This window comes from Westiellopsis prolifica IICB1 (assembly GCF_004323185.1).
Classification (GTDB): Bacteria; Cyanobacteriota; Cyanobacteriia; order Cyanobacteriales; family Nostocaceae; genus Pelatocladus; species Pelatocladus prolificus_A.
In genome coordinates this window covers 486,964-504,596 of sequence record NZ_NAPS01000003.1, presented here as the reverse complement: position 1 = coordinate 504,596, position 17,633 = coordinate 486,964, and the positions used below count along the sequence as shown (strand labels likewise).

General features: G+C 38.7%; 14 protein-coding genes and 1 tRNA gene. 1 reads left to right on the top strand and 14 read right to left on the bottom strand.

Annotated features, from left to right (window positions below):
- Positions 1 to 15: 15 nt before the first annotated feature.
- From trpB to B4U84_RS27235, 14 genes are all read right to left on the bottom strand, one after another.
- A complete protein-coding gene (gene trpB, locus B4U84_RS27300) occupies positions 16 to 1,263 on the bottom strand; it encodes a tryptophan synthase subunit beta (protein WP_131121271.1) in 1,248 nt (415 codons plus the stop codon).
- A gap of 55 nt (positions 1,264 to 1,318) precedes the next feature.
- Positions 1,319 to 2,131 (bottom strand): tryptophan synthase subunit alpha, encoded by an 813-nt coding sequence (trpA, locus tag B4U84_RS27295; protein WP_017308612.1) that lies wholly within the window; start codon positions 2,129 to 2,131, stop codon positions 1,319 to 1,321.
- Between the two features lie 54 nt (positions 2,132 to 2,185).
- Positions 2,186 to 3,037, bottom strand: coding sequence for an indole-3-glycerol phosphate synthase TrpC (trpC, locus tag B4U84_RS27290; RefSeq protein ID WP_131121321.1), 852 nt, complete (start codon positions 3,035 to 3,037; stop codon positions 2,186 to 2,188).
- 246 nt (positions 3,038 to 3,283) lie between these two features.
- Complete coding sequence (locus tag B4U84_RS27285; protein WP_131121270.1) at positions 3,284 to 5,488, bottom strand: anthranilate synthase; 2,205 nt, start codon at positions 5,486 to 5,488, stop codon at positions 3,284 to 3,286.
- A gap of 54 nt (positions 5,489 to 5,542) precedes the next feature.
- The gene (gene aroF / locus B4U84_RS27280; protein WP_077166397.1) at positions 5,543 to 6,448 is read right to left on the bottom strand and encodes a 3-deoxy-7-phosphoheptulonate synthase; all 906 of its coding nucleotides are present in this window, start codon (positions 6,446 to 6,448) and stop codon (positions 5,543 to 5,545) included.
- 154 nt (positions 6,449 to 6,602) lie between these two features.
- Positions 6,603 to 7,829: a (E)-4-hydroxy-3-methylbut-2-enyl-diphosphate synthase gene (gene ispG, locus B4U84_RS27275; protein ID WP_017308616.1), complete on the bottom strand. Its 1,227-nt coding sequence runs from the start codon at positions 7,827 to 7,829 to the stop codon at positions 6,603 to 6,605.
- A 72-nt stretch (positions 7,830 to 7,901) separates the two neighbouring features.
- Positions 7,902 to 9,845 carry a 1-deoxy-D-xylulose-5-phosphate synthase gene (gene dxs / locus B4U84_RS27270; RefSeq protein WP_131121269.1) on the bottom strand — a complete coding sequence of 648 codons (1,944 nt, stop codon included), beginning with the start codon at positions 9,843 to 9,845 and terminating at the stop codon, positions 7,902 to 7,904.
- Positions 9,846 to 10,100: 255 nt separating this feature from the next.
- Positions 10,101 to 11,030, bottom strand: a complete 930-nt coding sequence (locus B4U84_RS27265; RefSeq protein WP_044446463.1) for an aromatic prenyltransferase — start codon at positions 11,028 to 11,030, stop codon at positions 10,101 to 10,103.
- A 77-nt stretch (positions 11,031 to 11,107) separates the two neighbouring features.
- Positions 11,108 to 11,181 (bottom strand) — tRNA-Trp (locus B4U84_RS27260).
- Positions 11,182 to 11,499: 318 nt separating this feature from the next.
- Entirely contained in the window at positions 11,500 to 12,321 is an 822-nt protein-coding gene (gene ambI3 / locus B4U84_RS27255) for a 3-((Z)-2-isocyanoethenyl)-1H-indole synthase (protein WP_131121268.1), read from the bottom strand.
- Positions 12,321 to 13,316: a l-tryptophan isonitrile synthase AmbI2 gene (gene ambI2 / locus B4U84_RS27250; RefSeq protein WP_131121267.1), complete on the bottom strand. Its 996-nt coding sequence runs from the start codon at positions 13,314 to 13,316 to the stop codon at positions 12,321 to 12,323. Before ambI2 ends, ambI3 begins: the two co-directional genes overlap by 1 nt.
- 191 nt (positions 13,317 to 13,507) lie before the next feature.
- On the bottom strand, positions 13,508 to 14,467 hold the full coding sequence (gene ambI1 / locus B4U84_RS27245) for an L-tryptophan isonitrile synthase AmbI1 (protein WP_131121266.1): 960 nt from the start codon (positions 14,465 to 14,467) through the stop codon (positions 13,508 to 13,510).
- A gap of 305 nt (positions 14,468 to 14,772) precedes the next feature.
- Positions 14,773 to 15,993 carry a 1-deoxy-D-xylulose-5-phosphate reductoisomerase gene (gene dxr / locus B4U84_RS27240; RefSeq protein WP_131121265.1) on the bottom strand — a complete coding sequence of 407 codons (1,221 nt, stop codon included), beginning with the start codon at positions 15,991 to 15,993 and terminating at the stop codon, positions 14,773 to 14,775.
- A gap of 64 nt (positions 15,994 to 16,057) precedes the next feature.
- Positions 16,058 to 16,636, bottom strand: a complete 579-nt coding sequence (locus tag B4U84_RS27235; RefSeq protein ID WP_131121264.1) for an AAA family ATPase — start codon at positions 16,634 to 16,636, stop codon at positions 16,058 to 16,060.
- An 815-nt stretch (positions 16,637 to 17,451) separates the two neighbouring features.
- On the opposite strand from B4U84_RS27235, the gene B4U84_RS27230 reads away from it, so the two are divergent.
- Positions 17,452 to 17,633 (top strand): transposase family protein (locus B4U84_RS27230; protein WP_131121320.1); only part of this gene is annotated, 182 nt, incomplete at its 3' end.

The following is a 17,633-nucleotide window of genomic DNA, read 5'->3' as shown; positions in this document are numbered from 1 at the left end:
TTACTATATTCTCATTTAAACAAGGTTTAAAAATTGGATAGCTGTTTGTACATCTTTATCACCTCGCCCTGAACAGTTAATCACAATTCGGGGACTACCAACTAATTGTGGACAAAGAGTTTCTAGATAGGCGATCGCATGTGCTGTTTCCAGCGCTGGAATAATTCCTTCAAGTTGGGAAAGGCGTTGAAATGCTAGTAGCGCTTGTTGGTCTGTCACACTGTAATATTCAGCACGTCTTATTTCTTTCAAATAACTATGTTCAGGGCCAACACCTGGATAATCTAACCCAGCACTAATAGAATGGGCTTCAACAATTTGACCATCGTCATCTTGCAATACATAACTCATAGCACCATGCAAAACTCCAACTCGCCCTTTTGTCAGAGTTGCTGCGTGTTTGTCTGTATCAATACCCTCACCAGCTGCTTCAACACCAATCAGGCGCACAGAAGGTTCATTCACAAATTCATGAAACAGTCCGATCGCATTGGAACCTCCACCCACACAAGCCAAAAGAATATCTGGTAGTCCTCCCCATTTCTCAATTGCTTGAGCGCGAGTTTCCTTACCAATTACTGCGTGAAAATCTCGCACCATCATCGGATAGGGATGTGGTCCTGCAACTGAACCTAGTATATAGTGAGTTGTTTCGACGTTTGTTACCCAATCCCGAATTGCCTCAGAAGTAGCATCTTTGAGAGTTCCGCTACCTGCTTCGACAGATCGGACTTCTGCGCCCATCAACCGCATCCGGAAGACATTCAGAGCTTGTCGTTCCATGTCATGGATACCCATGTAAATCACGCATTCTAGGCCAAAACGAGCGCACACAGTAGCAGTAGCAACACCATGTTGACCTGCTCCAGTTTCTGCTACAATGCGTTGTTTACCCATGCGCTTTGCTAGCAACACTTGTGCTAAAGCATTATTAATTTTGTGCGCTCCTGTGTGGTTTAAGTCTTCACGTTTAAGATAAATTTGTGGCCCCGTACCATCAGCTTTAGCATAATACTCAGTTAATCTTTGAGCAAAGTAAAGAGGAGTAGAACGTCCAACATAGTCCCGTAGTAATGTTTGAAGCTCCTGTTGGAACAATGGATCGGTGCGGTATTGCTTAAAGGCTGTTTCTAATTCACTCAGCGCTGACATTAAAGTTTCAGGTACGTACTTACCGCCAAATTGGCCAAATCTGCCATTGGGGTCAGGTTGTTGAGTGAATAATTGAGTTACATCTTGATTTAGTTGTGTATTTAACAACATATGTTTTAAATAAAAATACTTTTTCCAATCTTTAGAGTTTGCAGGATTAAATCTGTCATCTTTTGCTTTCTACCTCTTGCCTTCTGCCTTCGATTGATGTCTTCAAATCACGACAGAAATCTTTAATAGCTGTCAGTCTAGTTTCAGCTAAACGCTCTACAAAAGCACTACCGACGATCACAGCATCTGCACCCCAATCTCTAACTTGACGAGCTTGTTCCGGTTTAGATATGCCAAAACCCACACCAATAGGTTTGTTTGTAACACTGCGAATGTCTTGAAGCACATCCTTAACCCGTGTTTGGAGATGTGAGCGTACACCAGTAACACCTGTCACACTCACCAAGTAAATAAATCCACGAGATTGACGAGCGATCGCTTCTATGCGTTCTTTTGAACTTGTAGGAGTTACTAACAAAGTCACCTCAATTCCCACAGTATCAGCAACCTCTAACAAATTGCTTGCCTCATCCAAAGGTAAATCAGGTACTACTAATCCTTTAATTCCTGATGCTGCGGCTTTTTCTAGAAACGGAATTGTGCCTAAATTTAAAATTGGATTGTAGTAAGTAAAAAGAATAATAGGCGATCGCAAACCACGAGTAACTGTTTGAGCCATTTGCAAAACATTATCTAAACGGGTTCCTCGTTTCAAAGCACGGGTTGCAGCTGCTTGAATCACTGGTCCATCTGCTAATGGATCTGAGTAGGGAACTCCCAATTCAATCAAATCAGCACCGCTAGAATCTAGAACTCGTAAGGCTTCTGCTGTGATTTCTAAATTAGGATCACCAGCAACTACAAAGGGAATCAAAGCGCACTGATTACTGGCTCGTAAAGATGCAAAGTGATGAGAAATAGAGGTCATTCGATTTTAGATTTTGGATTTTATATTTTAGATTTTGGATTGACTCGACAGATTTTATTTATTCATTAGCTTTTTTACAGCCTGTTCTAAATCTGTTTGCTTTACCAGAGATTCTCCAATCAAAACTGCTTCGGCTCCTGCTTCTGCAACAAAAGCTAAGTCAGTTGATGTGTACAAACCAGACTCACTTACCACAGTGATATCTGAATTATTTAATTGTTCTCGACGCTCTTTCAATAAACGTTGAGTTGTTTCTAATTCAACGCTAAAATCTTCAAGGTTACGGTTATTAATTCCTATTAATTGCACATTTGATAGTGTTAGTACCCGATCAAGTTCAGCCAGAGTATGCACCTCTACTAAAGCAGTCATACCCAAATCCTGAACAATCTGTAGAAAATCCGCAAGAATTTCGTTCGATAAAATCGCAGCAATCAGTAACACTGCATCTGCTCCATTGACTCTTGCAAAATAAATTTGGTAAGGGTCAATAATAAACTCCTTACATAATAAAGGTAATCCTACGCTTTTTCTAATTAACCGTAGATTCTCAAAACTGCCTTGGAAGAATTTTTGATCAGTTAGTACTGATAGACAGGTAGCACCACTTTGTTCATACACCTGAGCAATCTTAACTGGGTCAAAATCGGCACGAATCACTCCTTTACTAGGTGAAGCTTTTTTAACTTCGGCAATTAAGCTCGGTTTACTCGGATTTTGCCGCAAAGCATCCAGGAAATCTCGTAGGGGAGGAGCAGTACTAATCTGATTTTGTAAGTCTGCAAAAGATAGTTGCTCACCCATAGATGCAACTTCTTTTCGTTTGTGCCAGACAATCTCTTCAAGAATATGGCGCGGTTTTGTTGAATTTATTTCAAGGGTGGAGATATTCTTACATACATCCATATGAGATAGCATTGATTATAAACAACTATTGCATACTTGAAAAAGTTTGTAGTAAGGACTTTAGTCCTTATCAGGACTTACGCAAGATGTGACCGAAAACCTGATTCTTGCGTAGCGGTAATTCATGAATTACCGCAAATCCGCGTTATGTTTTGCGTAAGTCCTGCTTATTTGAAGCACGCGCATTGCTTACTACAAATCCTAGAAACTAGTTTGATACAGTCAAAATCATATCCAAAAAAATATTTATGCAACGACAACTGAAGAGTATTTTTTAGTTGTACATGCACTAACTACATTCTTAATAATCTCTAAACCAACTCCTCCAGCTAAAGTCATAATTGATTCTGGGTGAAATTGAACGCCAATAATCGGTAATGTTTGATGTTCGATACCCATAATTACGCCATCATCTGAGATCGCTGTCACTTTAAATTCTGTGGGGAGATTCTCAGGTAAAGCAAATAGTGAGTGATATCTACCCACTTCAAACGATTTTGGTAAGTTTTTGAAAGTAATAGACTCTGAATGAATAACAGAAATCCGGGATACTTTACCATGCTGAGGATAACTCAGAACTCCTAGTTTACCTCCAAAAGCTTCAACAATGGACTGCAATCCCAAACAAACACCAAAGATGGGAATCTGTCGTTTAATACAAGCACTTACTGTCTCTGCTACACAAAAATCACTGGGTCTACCAGGTCCAGGAGATAAGACAACAAGATCCGGCTTTTCTGTATCAAAGACTGATTCACAAAAGCCATGGCGTAATGTTTTGACGACAGCACCAGTTTGACGAATATAGTTTGCTAGAGTGTGAACAAATGAATCTTCATAGTCTATCAATAATATTTGTTTACTATTTTCAGCTTTGGATTTAAAAAAGTCTTTATTGGTGTCGATGTCGTTGACAACACTGTCAGTCTTCTGCTGAGTCTGGTAAAGTGTTTGAAACAGAGCAGCAGCTTTAGTGAGAGTTTCTTGAGCTTCTGCTTGTGGATCTGAATCGTAAAGAACTGTTGCACCCACTCGCACTTCGGCAATTGAGTCCTTAAGCTGGATCGTTCGCAGAATCAGACCTGTATTCAAATCTCCTTTGAAGGTTAAGTAACCAACTGCTCCACCATACCAACGTCGAGAACTGCGCTCATGCTGTTCGATAAACTGCATTGCTGACCGTTTTGGCGCTCCTGTAACTGTAACAGCCCACAGATGAGTGAGAAATGCATCTAAAGCATCAAATTCAGGTCTGAGTAATCCTTCTACATGATCTACTGTGTGGATTAAATGACTGTATATCTCAATTTGACGACGACCAATTACTTGTACTGAACCAGGTTCACAGATGCGCGACTTATCATTGCGATCCACGTCAGTACACATGGTCAGTTCAGCTTCATCTTTGCCTGAGTTGAGAAGCTTCTGAATTTGAGCAGCATCATCAATTGCATTTTGTCCCCGGCGAACTGTACCACTAATTGGGCAAGTTTCTACACGTCTACCTTCAGTTCGCACAAACATTTCTGGAGATGCACCAATTAAATACTCTCCACCTAAATTCAAAATAAATCCATAGGGGCTGGGATTGATTTGTTGTAAAGTACGAAATAATTCTACCGGAGACTGTTGACAGTGCCTATAAAAGCTTTGACTAGGAACGACCTCAAACAAGTCACCACGGCGGAAGTATAAGAGTGCTTTACAAACTTGCTGTGCATATTCATCAGGTTCATGATCTGAAGATTGAGCAGGAGTAAGACACCTACCTCTGTAATCAATTATTTCACCACTGCGGAAAAGTCCTTTAGTACTATCATGCTTTGTTTCAAAATCATATTGTAAACAAAATGCACGTTGTAAATAATAATCAATGATGAATAATTCATCTGGGAAATAAAGTAATAAATCTTGCTGCTCTGTAGAACGCGGGAGCAGTTTTTCCATAGATTCAAATTGAAAAACCAAATCATAACCAAAGGCACCATAAAGTCCTAAATGATCATCTTCAGGACTTTCAAAAATATATAAAATTTCGCGAATGATACTGAAAACAGATGGTTGCTTACTTCTTTCTTCCTCTGAAAAAAAAATTTCTTTTGGTTTGATAGAACCAGTTATATGCTGATCATCTTGGTCAATTTCTTGCAGTTGCGGATGCTTCTTTAGAAACTCTGCCAAATACGAAAGTATGACTTTACCTCGTTGATTGTGAGCGGTGAGTTTAAAAAATTTTTCACGAGTAACAAGTTCTAAGGGTGGATTAACAAAACCAATCGCCCATCTTTTGTATCTTCCTGGATATTCATAGCTACTTTTGAACAATCCTCCACGTTGATAATCGATACGCAACAAAATTTGTTCGATCGCAGTATCTATGAAAGTCTCATTAACGAAGCGAGATACCTTAACCCCACCTTTAGTTATGTAATCATGGTTATTTAAAAACATTAATAATTTATCTCCAATAACTTAAAGCAAATTCCCTGATGTCTCTGTTGTGTTTCATGTATTGATAGCGTGTATTGGTAAAGCAAGATGTCCTGTAGATATAGGATATTTTTCAGGCCAACGACCAAAAATTTTACTAATTCCAATCATGTCCTGAATTAAGTCGCCATATTGCTCTGGTGTTAAAGATTGAGGGCCATCAGAAAGCGCTTTGGCTGGATCAGGGTGAACTTCAATCATCAGCGAATCAGCACCAGCAGCTATAGCAGCCATAGCCATTGCAGGTACATACTCTGATCGACCTGTGCCATGACTGGGGTCAATTACAATCGGTAAGTGAGTGAGCGATCGCAGTACTGGTATGGCACTTAAATCCAATGTGTTACGTGTATACTGTTGGTCAAATGTGCGAATTCCTCGCTCGCACAAAATTACATTCGGGTTTCCTGCTGTCAGTATGTACTCAGCTGCCATTAACCATTCTTCAATAGTTGCAGACATACCTCGCTTCAGCAAAACTGGTTTATTTATTGCTCCCACTCGCTTTAAAAGTGAGAAATTTTGCATGTTACGCGCACCGATTTGGATAATGTCTGCGACAGAAGCAACTTTCTCAAGGTCAGCTGTATCCATGACTTCCGTCACAATACCTAAACCTGTAACTTGACGAGCGATCGCCAGCAAACCCAAAGCACTTTCACCATGACCTTGAAAAGCATAAGGAGAAGTACGGGGCTTATAAGCTCCACCTCGCAAAAACTTAGCACCAACTGCTTTGACTTGCAAGGCAGTATAAATAATCATTTCTTCATTTTCTACAGAACAGGGGCCAGCTATTTGAACAATCGGATGATTTTGACCAAAGGCTACAATTTCATTAGGTGTTGAAACAAATATTTCACTTGGCTCTCCATTGTGAAATTCTCGACTAGCAAGTTTGAAAGCTTTATGTATCGACATAATATTCTCAATATCTCAATATAAGAAGATTGAGGAGACAGGAGAGATTGGTAAGACAAAGAGGACAACACAGACAAGGAGAGCAAGGGATAATTTCTCACAATACCCAATCCCCAATCCCCAATCCCCAATCCCCGAACCCCGATCCCCGATCTTAAGGATCAACCCAACGACCATCTGCTTTAATCAAATTAATCAGTTCTTCAACTCCCTGGGATTCTGGTACTTTTTTAATTTCTTCTCGCCCGCGATACAAAGAGATATAGCCAGGTTGCTTACCAACATAACCGTAGTCTGCATCTGCCATTTCTCCAGGGCCGTTGACTATGCAGCCCATAACAGCAATGTCCAAACCTGTAAGGTGTTTGGTAGCTTCTCGCACTTGGTGCAACACTTCTTCTAAATTAAACAAGGTACGACCGCAAGAGGGACAAGCTACATACTCTACCATGGTCTTACGTAATCCCAGAGCTTGCAGAATACTGTAGCAAACAGGAATTTCTTTTTCTGGTGCTTCTGTTAGAGAGACGCGGATTGTATCACCAATACCATCGGCTAAAAGAGTGGCAATTCCAGCCGTGGATTTAATGCGACCATATTCTCCATCGCCTGCTTCGGTGACACCAAGGTGTAAAGGGTAGTCCATACCCAATTCATCCATCCGTAGAGCCATCAGACGATAGGCAGCAATCATTACAGGGACTCTGGAGGCTTTCAGGGAAATTACTAGATTACGGAAATCGAGAGATTCACAAATGCGAATAAATTCCAGAGCAGACTGTACCATACCTTCAGGAGTATCACCGTAGGTAAATAACATCCTCTCTGCTAGCGAACCATGATTGACGCCAATTCGCATGGCTTTTCCCTGGTCGCGCAAACAGAGGACTAAAGGCTCTAAAGTTTCACGAATTTTATCGCCAATTTCATCAAATTCAGCTTGGGTATATTCGGTACGATTGGTGTTGGGCTTTTCAAAGACATACAATCCAGGATTAATCCGTACTTTATCGACATGTTTTGCCACTTCTAAGGCAATCTTCATGCCATTGTGGTGAACATCAGCCACTAAAGGAACATCTTGATAAGTTACTTTGAGTTTTTGCTTGATGTCAGCTACAGCTTTAGCATGAGCCAGACTGGGTACGGTGACGCGGACAATTTCACAGCCAATTTCATGCAAGCGACGAATAGCATCTATAGATGCTTTTACATCTAAAGTATCTTCATTAATCATTGACTGGACTACTACAGGGAAACCACCACCAACGGTGACATTAGCGACACGAACTGGGCGAGTTTTCCTGCGGGGGATAATGGTATTAGTAAATGTCTGCTGAGAAGGAGAATTGGAGATGATGGGAGTTGAAAGAGTTTGCATATGTTGTTATTTTTGACGCCTACAACAGAAACGCAGTAAAACTAATTTATGAGTTTGAAAAATCACAAATTACTATGAAGGGGTTTTTTGCTCAAAGGAGCCGTTTTGCAATACTTTTATATCGAAATTGGATTGTTGTTGAAATTCTTTAAGGATGCGATCGACAATCTTTGGAGCAGTTAAACCTAGTTGTGATAAAGATTCTTCTGGAGTAGCATGTTCAACTAATTTGTCTGTTACACCTAGACGAATGACCGGAACAATCACACGATGTTCAAGTAAAGCTTCAGCAACTGTTGAACCAAAGCCACCCATTAAACAACCTTCTTCCAAAGTAAAGACTTGACCAATTTGTTTAGCAAGAGGCACGATTAAGTCAGTATCTAAAGGCTTGGCAAAGCGAGCATTGACCACAGTTGCTTGGATACCGTGTTCATTCAAAATAGCAGCAGCTTGCAGTGCTGGATATACCATAGAACCATAAGCTACCATCAGCGCATCGTTTCCCTGACGGAGGATTTCTCCTTTGCCAATGGGTAGGGTTTCCCAGCCTTCTGACATCAGGGGAACTCCGTGACCTTCACCACGTGGATACCGCATGGCAATAGGGCCATCAGTGTAATTGATACCAGTGATCAGCATTTGCTGGAGTTCGGCTTCATCTTTGGGAGCCATCAATACCATATTTGGAATGCAACGCAAATAAGCGATGTCGTACATTCCTTGATGGGTGGGGCCATCTGCTCCAACCACACCAGATCGATCCATGCAGAAGAAGACAGGCAAATTTTGAATGCAGACATCATGGATGATTTGATCATACGCTCGTTGCAAGAAGGTCGAGTAGATGGCAACCACAGGACGCATACCCTCGCACGCTAAACCGGCTGCTAGTGTTACTCCATGCTGCTCGGCAATCCCCACATCAATATATTGCTCAGGTAGATTTTTCTGTAAGATATCTAACTTTGTCCCGGTGGACATGGCTGCGGTGATACCGATGACTTTGGAATTACCCTTAGCAATTTTGGTAAGAGTTTCACCAAAGACTTTAGAATAACTTGGTGGTTTAGGCTTGCTAGAGGTGATTGCTTTGCCTGTAGCTAAATTGAATTTGGATTGGGCATGATAGCCAACTCTTTCTTGTTCAGCGAATTCATATCCTTTGCCTTTAATGGTTGCTACATGTACTAATACTGGGCCAGTTTGTTGATGTGCTTGCTCAAAAGCAGCTATCAGTTCTAGCAAATTATGACCATCAATTGGTCCCATATAGGTAAAACCTAATTCTTCAAATACTGCTCCCACCTTTGGCACTGCTAGACGTTTTATACCTTGTTTAATCCGGTTCAATTCTGGTGCGAGAAAATTACTTACAGGTGATAGATGCTCAAACTGTTCTTCCAGTTGTTTAAGCAACTGGACTGGAGAACTAAACCGCAGTTGATTGAGGTGAGAAGAAAGCGCCCCGACGTTTGGAGAAATCGACATCTCATTGTCGTTAAGTACAACTAACAATTTAGTTTTGGGCAAGTAACCAGCATGGTTAATTGCTTCTAGGGCCATACCTCCTGTCAATCCACCATCACCGATGACTGCAACAACTTTGAAATTTTCTCCTTTCATATCTCTGGCAAGAGCCATTCCTAAAGCCGCAGAGATACTAGTAGAAGCATGACCTGCACCAAAATGATCAAACTGACTTTCGCAGCGTTTGAGATAACCTGCAATACCATTTTTTTGTCGCAAAGTATGAAAGCGATCGCACCGTCCAGTTATTAACTTATGTGGATAAGCTTGATGACCCACATCCCAAATAACTTTATCTCGATTAAGATCTAAAGTCTGGTAAAGTCCCAACGTCAGTTCAACCACACCTAAACCTGGACCAAGATGGCCTCCACTAGTAGATACTGTTTGTAGGTGCTTTTCTCGAATCTGACGTGCAATTTCTTCCAATTGCGGAATTGACAATCCGTGTAATTGATTTGGATGAGTAATTTGGTTCAGTTTCATAAGAATAGTTACGTTAGAAGTAAAATAACCAGATATTATTATTAGATTTGATTTATAAACTTACTCGTAAAGACTTTTAATCAAGATTTTTAACAATAAAGAATTAGCAGAAATTGTACTAAGTTTTTTCAACAATCAAAGTAGTGGGTGAGCTTTTATTGACCCACCCATAAACTTTAATTTAAGTGTATTCAATCGCTTTTTTTGAACTTTAGCAAAGAGTAGTTTTACTCTGCTTGTTATACACTTAATTCATCATTGAGCAAGAGCAAAATCAGCAGCTTTAGGTAATGGTTGGCTATGTACTTTCATAAATAAAGGTACAGTTCGACCATGATAGTCTACATCAACTTTAGTGTATGTTCCCTTTCCTCCTTGTGGACCGAATGACCAACCCAAAATAAAACCTGGATTATCGACTAATGCTGGAGCCTCGTTAATATATTTTTTCAGTAATGGATTCAAAAGATTTTGAGGTACAGCTTCACGATTTAAAAAAGGAAGGTAAAAACACAACCGCTCAATCCGAGGAGAAGCAAAATTAAATGTCAGTGCAATTTCTCCATTATTTGTTAGTAGTTCAAGAAGTTCATCAGAAGGAGGTTGAAATTGTAAATCCTGTAAAAGATTTTTGTAATATTCAGATGTATGATGTTTAGGATGATAAGTGTCGAAATACAAATTAACAGAACTGTGGTGGTAGTCAATTCCAAAAGCGTAGAGAGCATCAAGATGGTGATTTTTGAGAAAATCTGAGTGAGCAGTAACACTTGCTGGCAAAGATAATTTAAAAGCGTCTTGTACAGGAACAACTCCTTTAATACTTTGCCAAATTTTTGCTAACCCGTGTTTAACGTCAAAATCTACACCATCTGCCATGATGGGAAAAGTTTCACAAATTTCTGGGATCAGTTGATCTACTGGACGACCCTGATCAGATAACAGACCGGATTTTCTGGCAATATCCCATGCAAGACCAAGCTGGCTTTCGTCTTCTTCATGATAACGGAAATAGCAGCCTAATTTATCTGGTTGTTTATTGCTTGTCCGAATCATGAATGAATTATCAGCAAATTGCTCACCAAAAACTTGGAATACTTCGTCCAATACTTTTTCAGAATATTCTGCTCCAAAAGTTTTCGCAACATTGATGATATCAGTGCGTATACGGTTAACGTCGTTCATTTTCTACTTACCTCAATTTCAACTTAGATAATCATGAACTGTGTTGAGAGCAGACGGATTTTAAGTTGTTGCTCTAGCGTGGGGACTAGGATTTGAACCCAGAATTTTTGGTTTTGGAGACCAATGTGTTACCTAGTTACACTATCCCCACATATTTGATTGAGAGTAGCGGAAGGCGGGAATTACTTCAGTGAAAATTTCAGTAAATTACCTGCACTAACACTACCTTTCCCTATCTCTGCGTTTTGACTTCTTCTCGTCAGCCTCAATGATCAGTGTTTAAACGGAGATCTCTAAGAGTCATCCGATTTTAGATTTTGGATTGACGAGGCACAGGTGGCGAACCTGCGTCGCCACATTGAGTGCCGTCCCCACGGATCAATCCGGGGGCTTGGGAATTTTGGATTTCCGATTGATTCCACGGATAAATCTGCTTTCTTGTACCCTGCTCGGAATTATCGATCAAAATTTATAAAATATGTACCCGTTGCAAATGTCTTTGGGAATTGGAAAGAAACGGGTTACGACCATGGAGCAGTGCATGATTATCAGCTATCAAAAAATCTCCTTCTTGCCATTCGTGTGCAAAACAGTTTTGTGGTAGATAAAGGTTTTCTATTAGCTCATTAATAAATGGGTTTTGTTCTTCGGCTGGTAGGTTACAAACTTCAACATACAAGGGGTTGAGATGTACACTTGCATCGTTTAATGGTTCTGCAAAACGAAGTGTTGAAAGACCAGTTATCGGATGCTTAATCACAAGAGATTTGGTGATCTCTCCACCATAGTGAGCAACTTTTTGAGTTTTGTAACTAATCTCAGTTTTTTGCCAAATTTCGCGTTGTTGGGGGCTGACATTTTGCAAAATCCGCACTGTATCGCAAAATAAGCTTTCACCACCACTTCCTGCTTCCGGTGCTTTTAGACATTGAAAGAATAGAAAGCGTGGTACAGCTTCAGCAAAAGCTCCATCCCAATGAAACGGTACATTTCCATTTGTAAATAAATAGTTCTCAGGATTTTGGTGAACAATCAAATCAAGAACTGTACCAAAATTCCAAACTAATAGCTCACCCCATCTTTGACAGTACGTTGATAATTCTTCACGCTCTAAGAGTGAAAAACCTCGCAGAACAATCAACCGATGTTCCCAAGTCAATTGACATAACTGTTCAATGGACAGTTGTTGAATATCTGAGTGGTCTTCAGTTGCTTCAAGCAATGCACCGAAAGGAGTTAATGATTTGACGTTAAATTGCGCTGATTGCTCAACAGAAGTAGAAACTATCATTAAATAACCTCCTGAACGGTAATACGACTCTCTAATGGCTGTTCAGTCCACGCAAAATAACTAGGATGACCATTTTGGCAAACTAAAGTAGCACCCATGCTTTCTAGATGGCTTCGCTTCATGAGCATGAATTCTTTTCCATCAAAGACTGTAGCATTGTGCCATGGAGTCCCCCATTGATCTAAGGTTTTGATCATGTGGATACCAATTTTTTCTGAATGGTAATGTTGAGGATGAATAGATAAGCGTACTGAGTGAGGATAAAGTTCTGAAATTAATACACTCCAAGCATTACTGCGCTGAATTACTTCATAAGCTCTTGCCTTACATTCAAGTCGAATTTTGTTACGACTTTTTTTATCAGCTTCCAATACCTGATAATCTTCAACCAAAAAACGATGAATACCGTTGAACATTTGACACTGATGCTCATTGTTTTTCACAGCATCTTTGATAGCTTCGATGGTTTGACCATAGAGCTTGACAAGTTTCTGTCTCATCTCATCAAAGCTGAGGTCAGTGTACATATCTTCTAGATTGAAGACATCAATTGCATCTGCATTCATTTCCTTCAGCAGTGCTTGAATTATTTGACCATACAAAGTCACATTTTCATCTGTGACACCGACAAGATCACTAAATACCCGACCATCAGAACAAATTGTTAATTTAGCTCCAGGAGCATATATTTCACTGATCTGATCACAAAGAGATTGAAGAAATTTAAGTGAAACTTGTTCTCCCATATCTGGCATAGTGCCGAGAACTTTTTGAGTATTTGGTGATTTTGCAGGGAATGCTGGGAGAATAAAATGAATTGGTTCGTTATGTTCAACAAAATATTGAACCTTTTCAAGGTGAGGAGCTAGACACAATGAACAGGGTTGATGTACACAAGGCTCCGTATCTGAAATTAAACGGCGATGACGAAATACATGCCTGAGAATTTGTTCACTAATCACCTTTGATTGAGCGATATTGATAATTTGAGTCATTTTAAACCTATGCTTTGTGACTAGTACTTAAATTGAGCAAAAATCTCTGTATTGCAAAAGCATCACTGCACTAGTTCCAAGTTTCATTGGTAGAGTAAAGGGATAAAATATTTTTCCCTTGTTTTTTCTCCTTAATCTTTGTTCAGATTTAAGTTAGAGTAATTGTGAATCAAGGCGAATAACCTGATGCTCTAACTCTTGTTGTCAAGGGTTACCAAAGCTTGGGATACTTGTTCAGATAAGATGTAATGACTAGGATGATCATTATGCCAAACTAGCGAAGCACCTATATCTTCAATATGCTTGCGTTTCATTAGCAGAAACTCTTTACCATTAAACATTGGAGCATTATGCCATGGAGTTCCCCATTGGTCTGAAGTTTTAATCATATGAATACCAATCTTATTTGAGTGATAATCTTGAGGATGAATTGACAAACGTAAAGATTGAGGAAAATGTTGTCCAACCAATGTAGTCCAAGCATTACTTCGTTGGATGACTTCATAAGCTCGTAAGTTACATTCAACTTCAATCTGCTCACGAGATTTATCAGGATATAGAACGAGATAATCGTCAAATAATAAGTGATAAATACCGTTGAAAAATTGACGATGCTTATCTTCACTGTTTACCCGCTCTTGGATACTTTCAATGGGTTGAGCATATTGTTTGACAAGTGTTTTTCTCATTTGATCAAAGCTCATTCCTGTGAAGACGTTTTCAAGACAGAAGGTATCAATTGCATCTGCATTGATTTCATTGAGCAGTCGTCCAATTCCTTGACGGTACAGACTTACATTCTCATCTGTGATAGCAACTAAATCGGTAAATACTCGACCATCAGAACAAATAGTTATCTTTGCTCCGGAAGCATATATTTCTGATATCTGATTGCACAAATTCTGAAGAAATTGAAGTGCAACTCGTTCTCCCATATCTGGCAATGGTCCTAAAACTTTTTGAGGATTAGGAGATTTTGCAGGAAATGCCGGGAGAATAAAATGAATTGGCTCATTATTTTCAATAAATGATTGTATTTTTGGAAGATGAGGAGCTAGACATATTGAACATGGTTCTTTAGCACAAGGTTCTGTATCTGATAATAAACGACGATATTGGAATATATGTCTGAGAATTTTTTCACTAATCATCTTTAATTTAATACTATATATTATTGATTATTTCTTAATTTACAATTACAAACTTAATTGCCAAGTTACTCATATAAAAAGTGAGTTTTTATTTTTTATGTATTTTTAAACTATGAAGTAAGTCTTGCCATTCCTTTACTTAATTTAACCTTGCTATTATATAATTTGATAGTTACACAAGTACTTTTTTAAAAGTATTTAAAATAATTATATTATTTATCATAACCATTCATTATATATTGTGGTTATACATACTAATATTTACCTGCATACGTTATTGTGAAAATAAAATAGGCTATGTATTTCTAGGTAAGGGTTAAAGTTTCTTGTTTTGATGAAACTTTACTGATAGTCAAACGCTCTAAAAGTTGACTTGCATTTATGAGTTCTTGTCTAGCCCATTGATCCGCTGCAATGATGTCTTCAAGGGTTGGGCTAGAACAGTTGTCGATAACGTAGCGATCGCAGACTTGTTCAATCAAACGAGGAATATCAAGAAATTGAATTTTTTCTTCTAGAAATAAAGCTACAGCTTGCTCATTAGCTGCATTTAGCACTGCTGGCATACAACCACCTGCTTGACCTGCTGCATAAGCTAGTTGCATACAAGGATACTTTTGATGATCTGGGGCGTAAAAGGTTAATTCTTTAAGCTTTACTAAATCTAACTGTCGCCAATCTGCGTGAATCCGCTCTGGCCAAGATAAAGCATACAGTAGTGGTAGGCGCATATCAGGCCAGCCTAATTGTGCTAATACAGAGGTATCTTGTAGCTCAATTAATGAATGAATAATGCTTTGAGGGTGGATGACAATATCAATATGGTCATAGTCAATACCAAAAAGCCAGTGAGCCTCAATGACTTCTAATCCTTTATTCATTAACGTTGCAGAATCAATGGTGATTTTACGACCCATTGACCAGTTAGGGTGTTTCAAAGCATCATCTACAGTAATATTAGATAATTTCTCAACTGGCCAATCACGGAAAGCACCTCCAGAAGCTGTCAGTAGAATTCGCCGCAATCCTTGATCGGGTACTCCCTGCAAACACTGAAAAATTGCGGAATGTTCGGAATCGGCAGGTAACAGTTTTACTCCATATTCGCGTACTAAAGGTAAGACAACTGGTCCGCCAGCAATGAGAGTTTCTTTGTTGGCCAAGGCAATATCTTTACCTGCTTTGATTGCAGCAATTGTAGGTAATAAACCTGCACAACCAACAATACCTGTGACTACAATCTTAGCATTGCTGAACTGAGCAACCTCGATGACTCCTGATTCACCTGCAAGTAAAATAGGTTGGGGTTTAACATCAGCGATCGCAGTTTGTAATTCTGGTAATTTTTGTGAATCACCGATAGCTGCGATCATTGGTTGAAATTTGCGGATCTGTTGAGCTAGCAATTTTACATTTTTGAGAGCTGCTAATCCCACAACCTGAAACTGATTAGGGAACTGGGTAACAATATCCAGAGTTTGAGTACCAATAGAACCTGTCGAGCCAAGAATAGAAATTAGTTTCACGATAGTAAAATTCCTACAAATTATCTAGATTGCCTTGATTTAATAAAATGTTCAATCTGCTCTATTAATTACTACAGACATTTAAAGAAGAATTATGCAATATTTCTGTTAAAATCATTTCTATCTTTTGATATAGTTGTCCTTGCGTTCCATCATTGACTATAGTTAAGTCTGCCATAGCGATTGGTCCTCCTTTTTCAATTTTCTCAATCTCCATGCAGTCTCTTAACTCAGCTTCTTCTCGTGTCAAAGGTCTAGTTTTTCTAAAAAATAGTCGTTCGTATCTCAGAGCTTTGGGAGTGAAAATAGCTACTACTAACAATTCATTACCAAAGTTTTTTTTGAGAGTTTTATATTCACTAAAGCTATAAAGACCATCAATAATAACTAATGGATAATTCAATAACTTTTCTTGAATAAGTGGTAAGGCCATTTGCACACATACATCCATTCCATGTTTAGCTCTAATTTCTTCTCTAACAATCTGTTCATTTTGTGGCGTGAGCATTAAACCTTTTTTTTCAACCTCAGATATAATAATTTCACCCAACCAAATTATAGGTAAACCCTGATTTTTCAAGTGAGTAGCGGCTACGCTCTTACCGGAACCAGGCATACCAACAATAGCAATAATTTTAATCATAAATACTTATCTACAAAGACGAAAATTTGATTTGTTATATTTCTGCAAATAAAGAATTTAAAAAAATTGATATAGTAAAGAAATACACATCAATGGGCTGATAAAATTTAGATGTAATTTTGATTTATTTTGTAGGATATAGAATTTTATATCAGTATTTTTATGAAATGTATAAAAAGTAAGTGCTATGTTACTACTCAATACTGATATTTATGAGTAGATATGCATATCTTTGTGTCTATTACTGATGCAATGTAAAAATTGAGTATTTGTGATTTGTTCAAGATTTTATTTAAATGTTGTAAAAAGTTTTCCAACTTTTTAAAAATATATAGCAATTTGATATGGTGAACTTACTCGTGAAGGTAGGGAACTCTTAACAGGGAATAGGCAATAGCTTGAAGAATGTGTAAGTAATTTTGTAATGGTAATTATTTCAAGAGTATAGATACCAAATTTATTCAAGCCGTAAAGTTGAGAGTAAACAGAGAACACCATATCGGATTACATATCAAACTTATCTCAATATCATAAAATTTGTACAGTTACATAAGTACTTTGTTGGTTATCCCTCTTTTGTTACCTTCGGCAGAGAATAATCTGAAACCCCTATTTTTACGTCTTTTTTCAACAAAGAGATTTAAATGATAAAGTTGGGATGCGTTAGCGAAGCTCCTCCCTTTGGGAGGCAGGGCTGTTTCATTCTTGGAAGAAAAATGATTCAATCGAAACTGAGGTAACAAACTTAAGCGAGGGTGCGGCGTAGCCGCACCCAAGCGCTAATCAGACTTTCGACAAATTGTCCGGGGGTATCTATGACAGCAGGCTTGATTGAAGAACTCAAAAAAATTAAAGATTTTCGCACCAAAAAGGGACAAAGACATCCATTGTGGTTTGTGTTGTTGCTAGTAATCATGGGAACAATGAGTGGTTGTCTTGGTTATAGAGGGTTGGGAGATTTCGTCAAACGGCATAAACAATCTTTAATTGAAACATT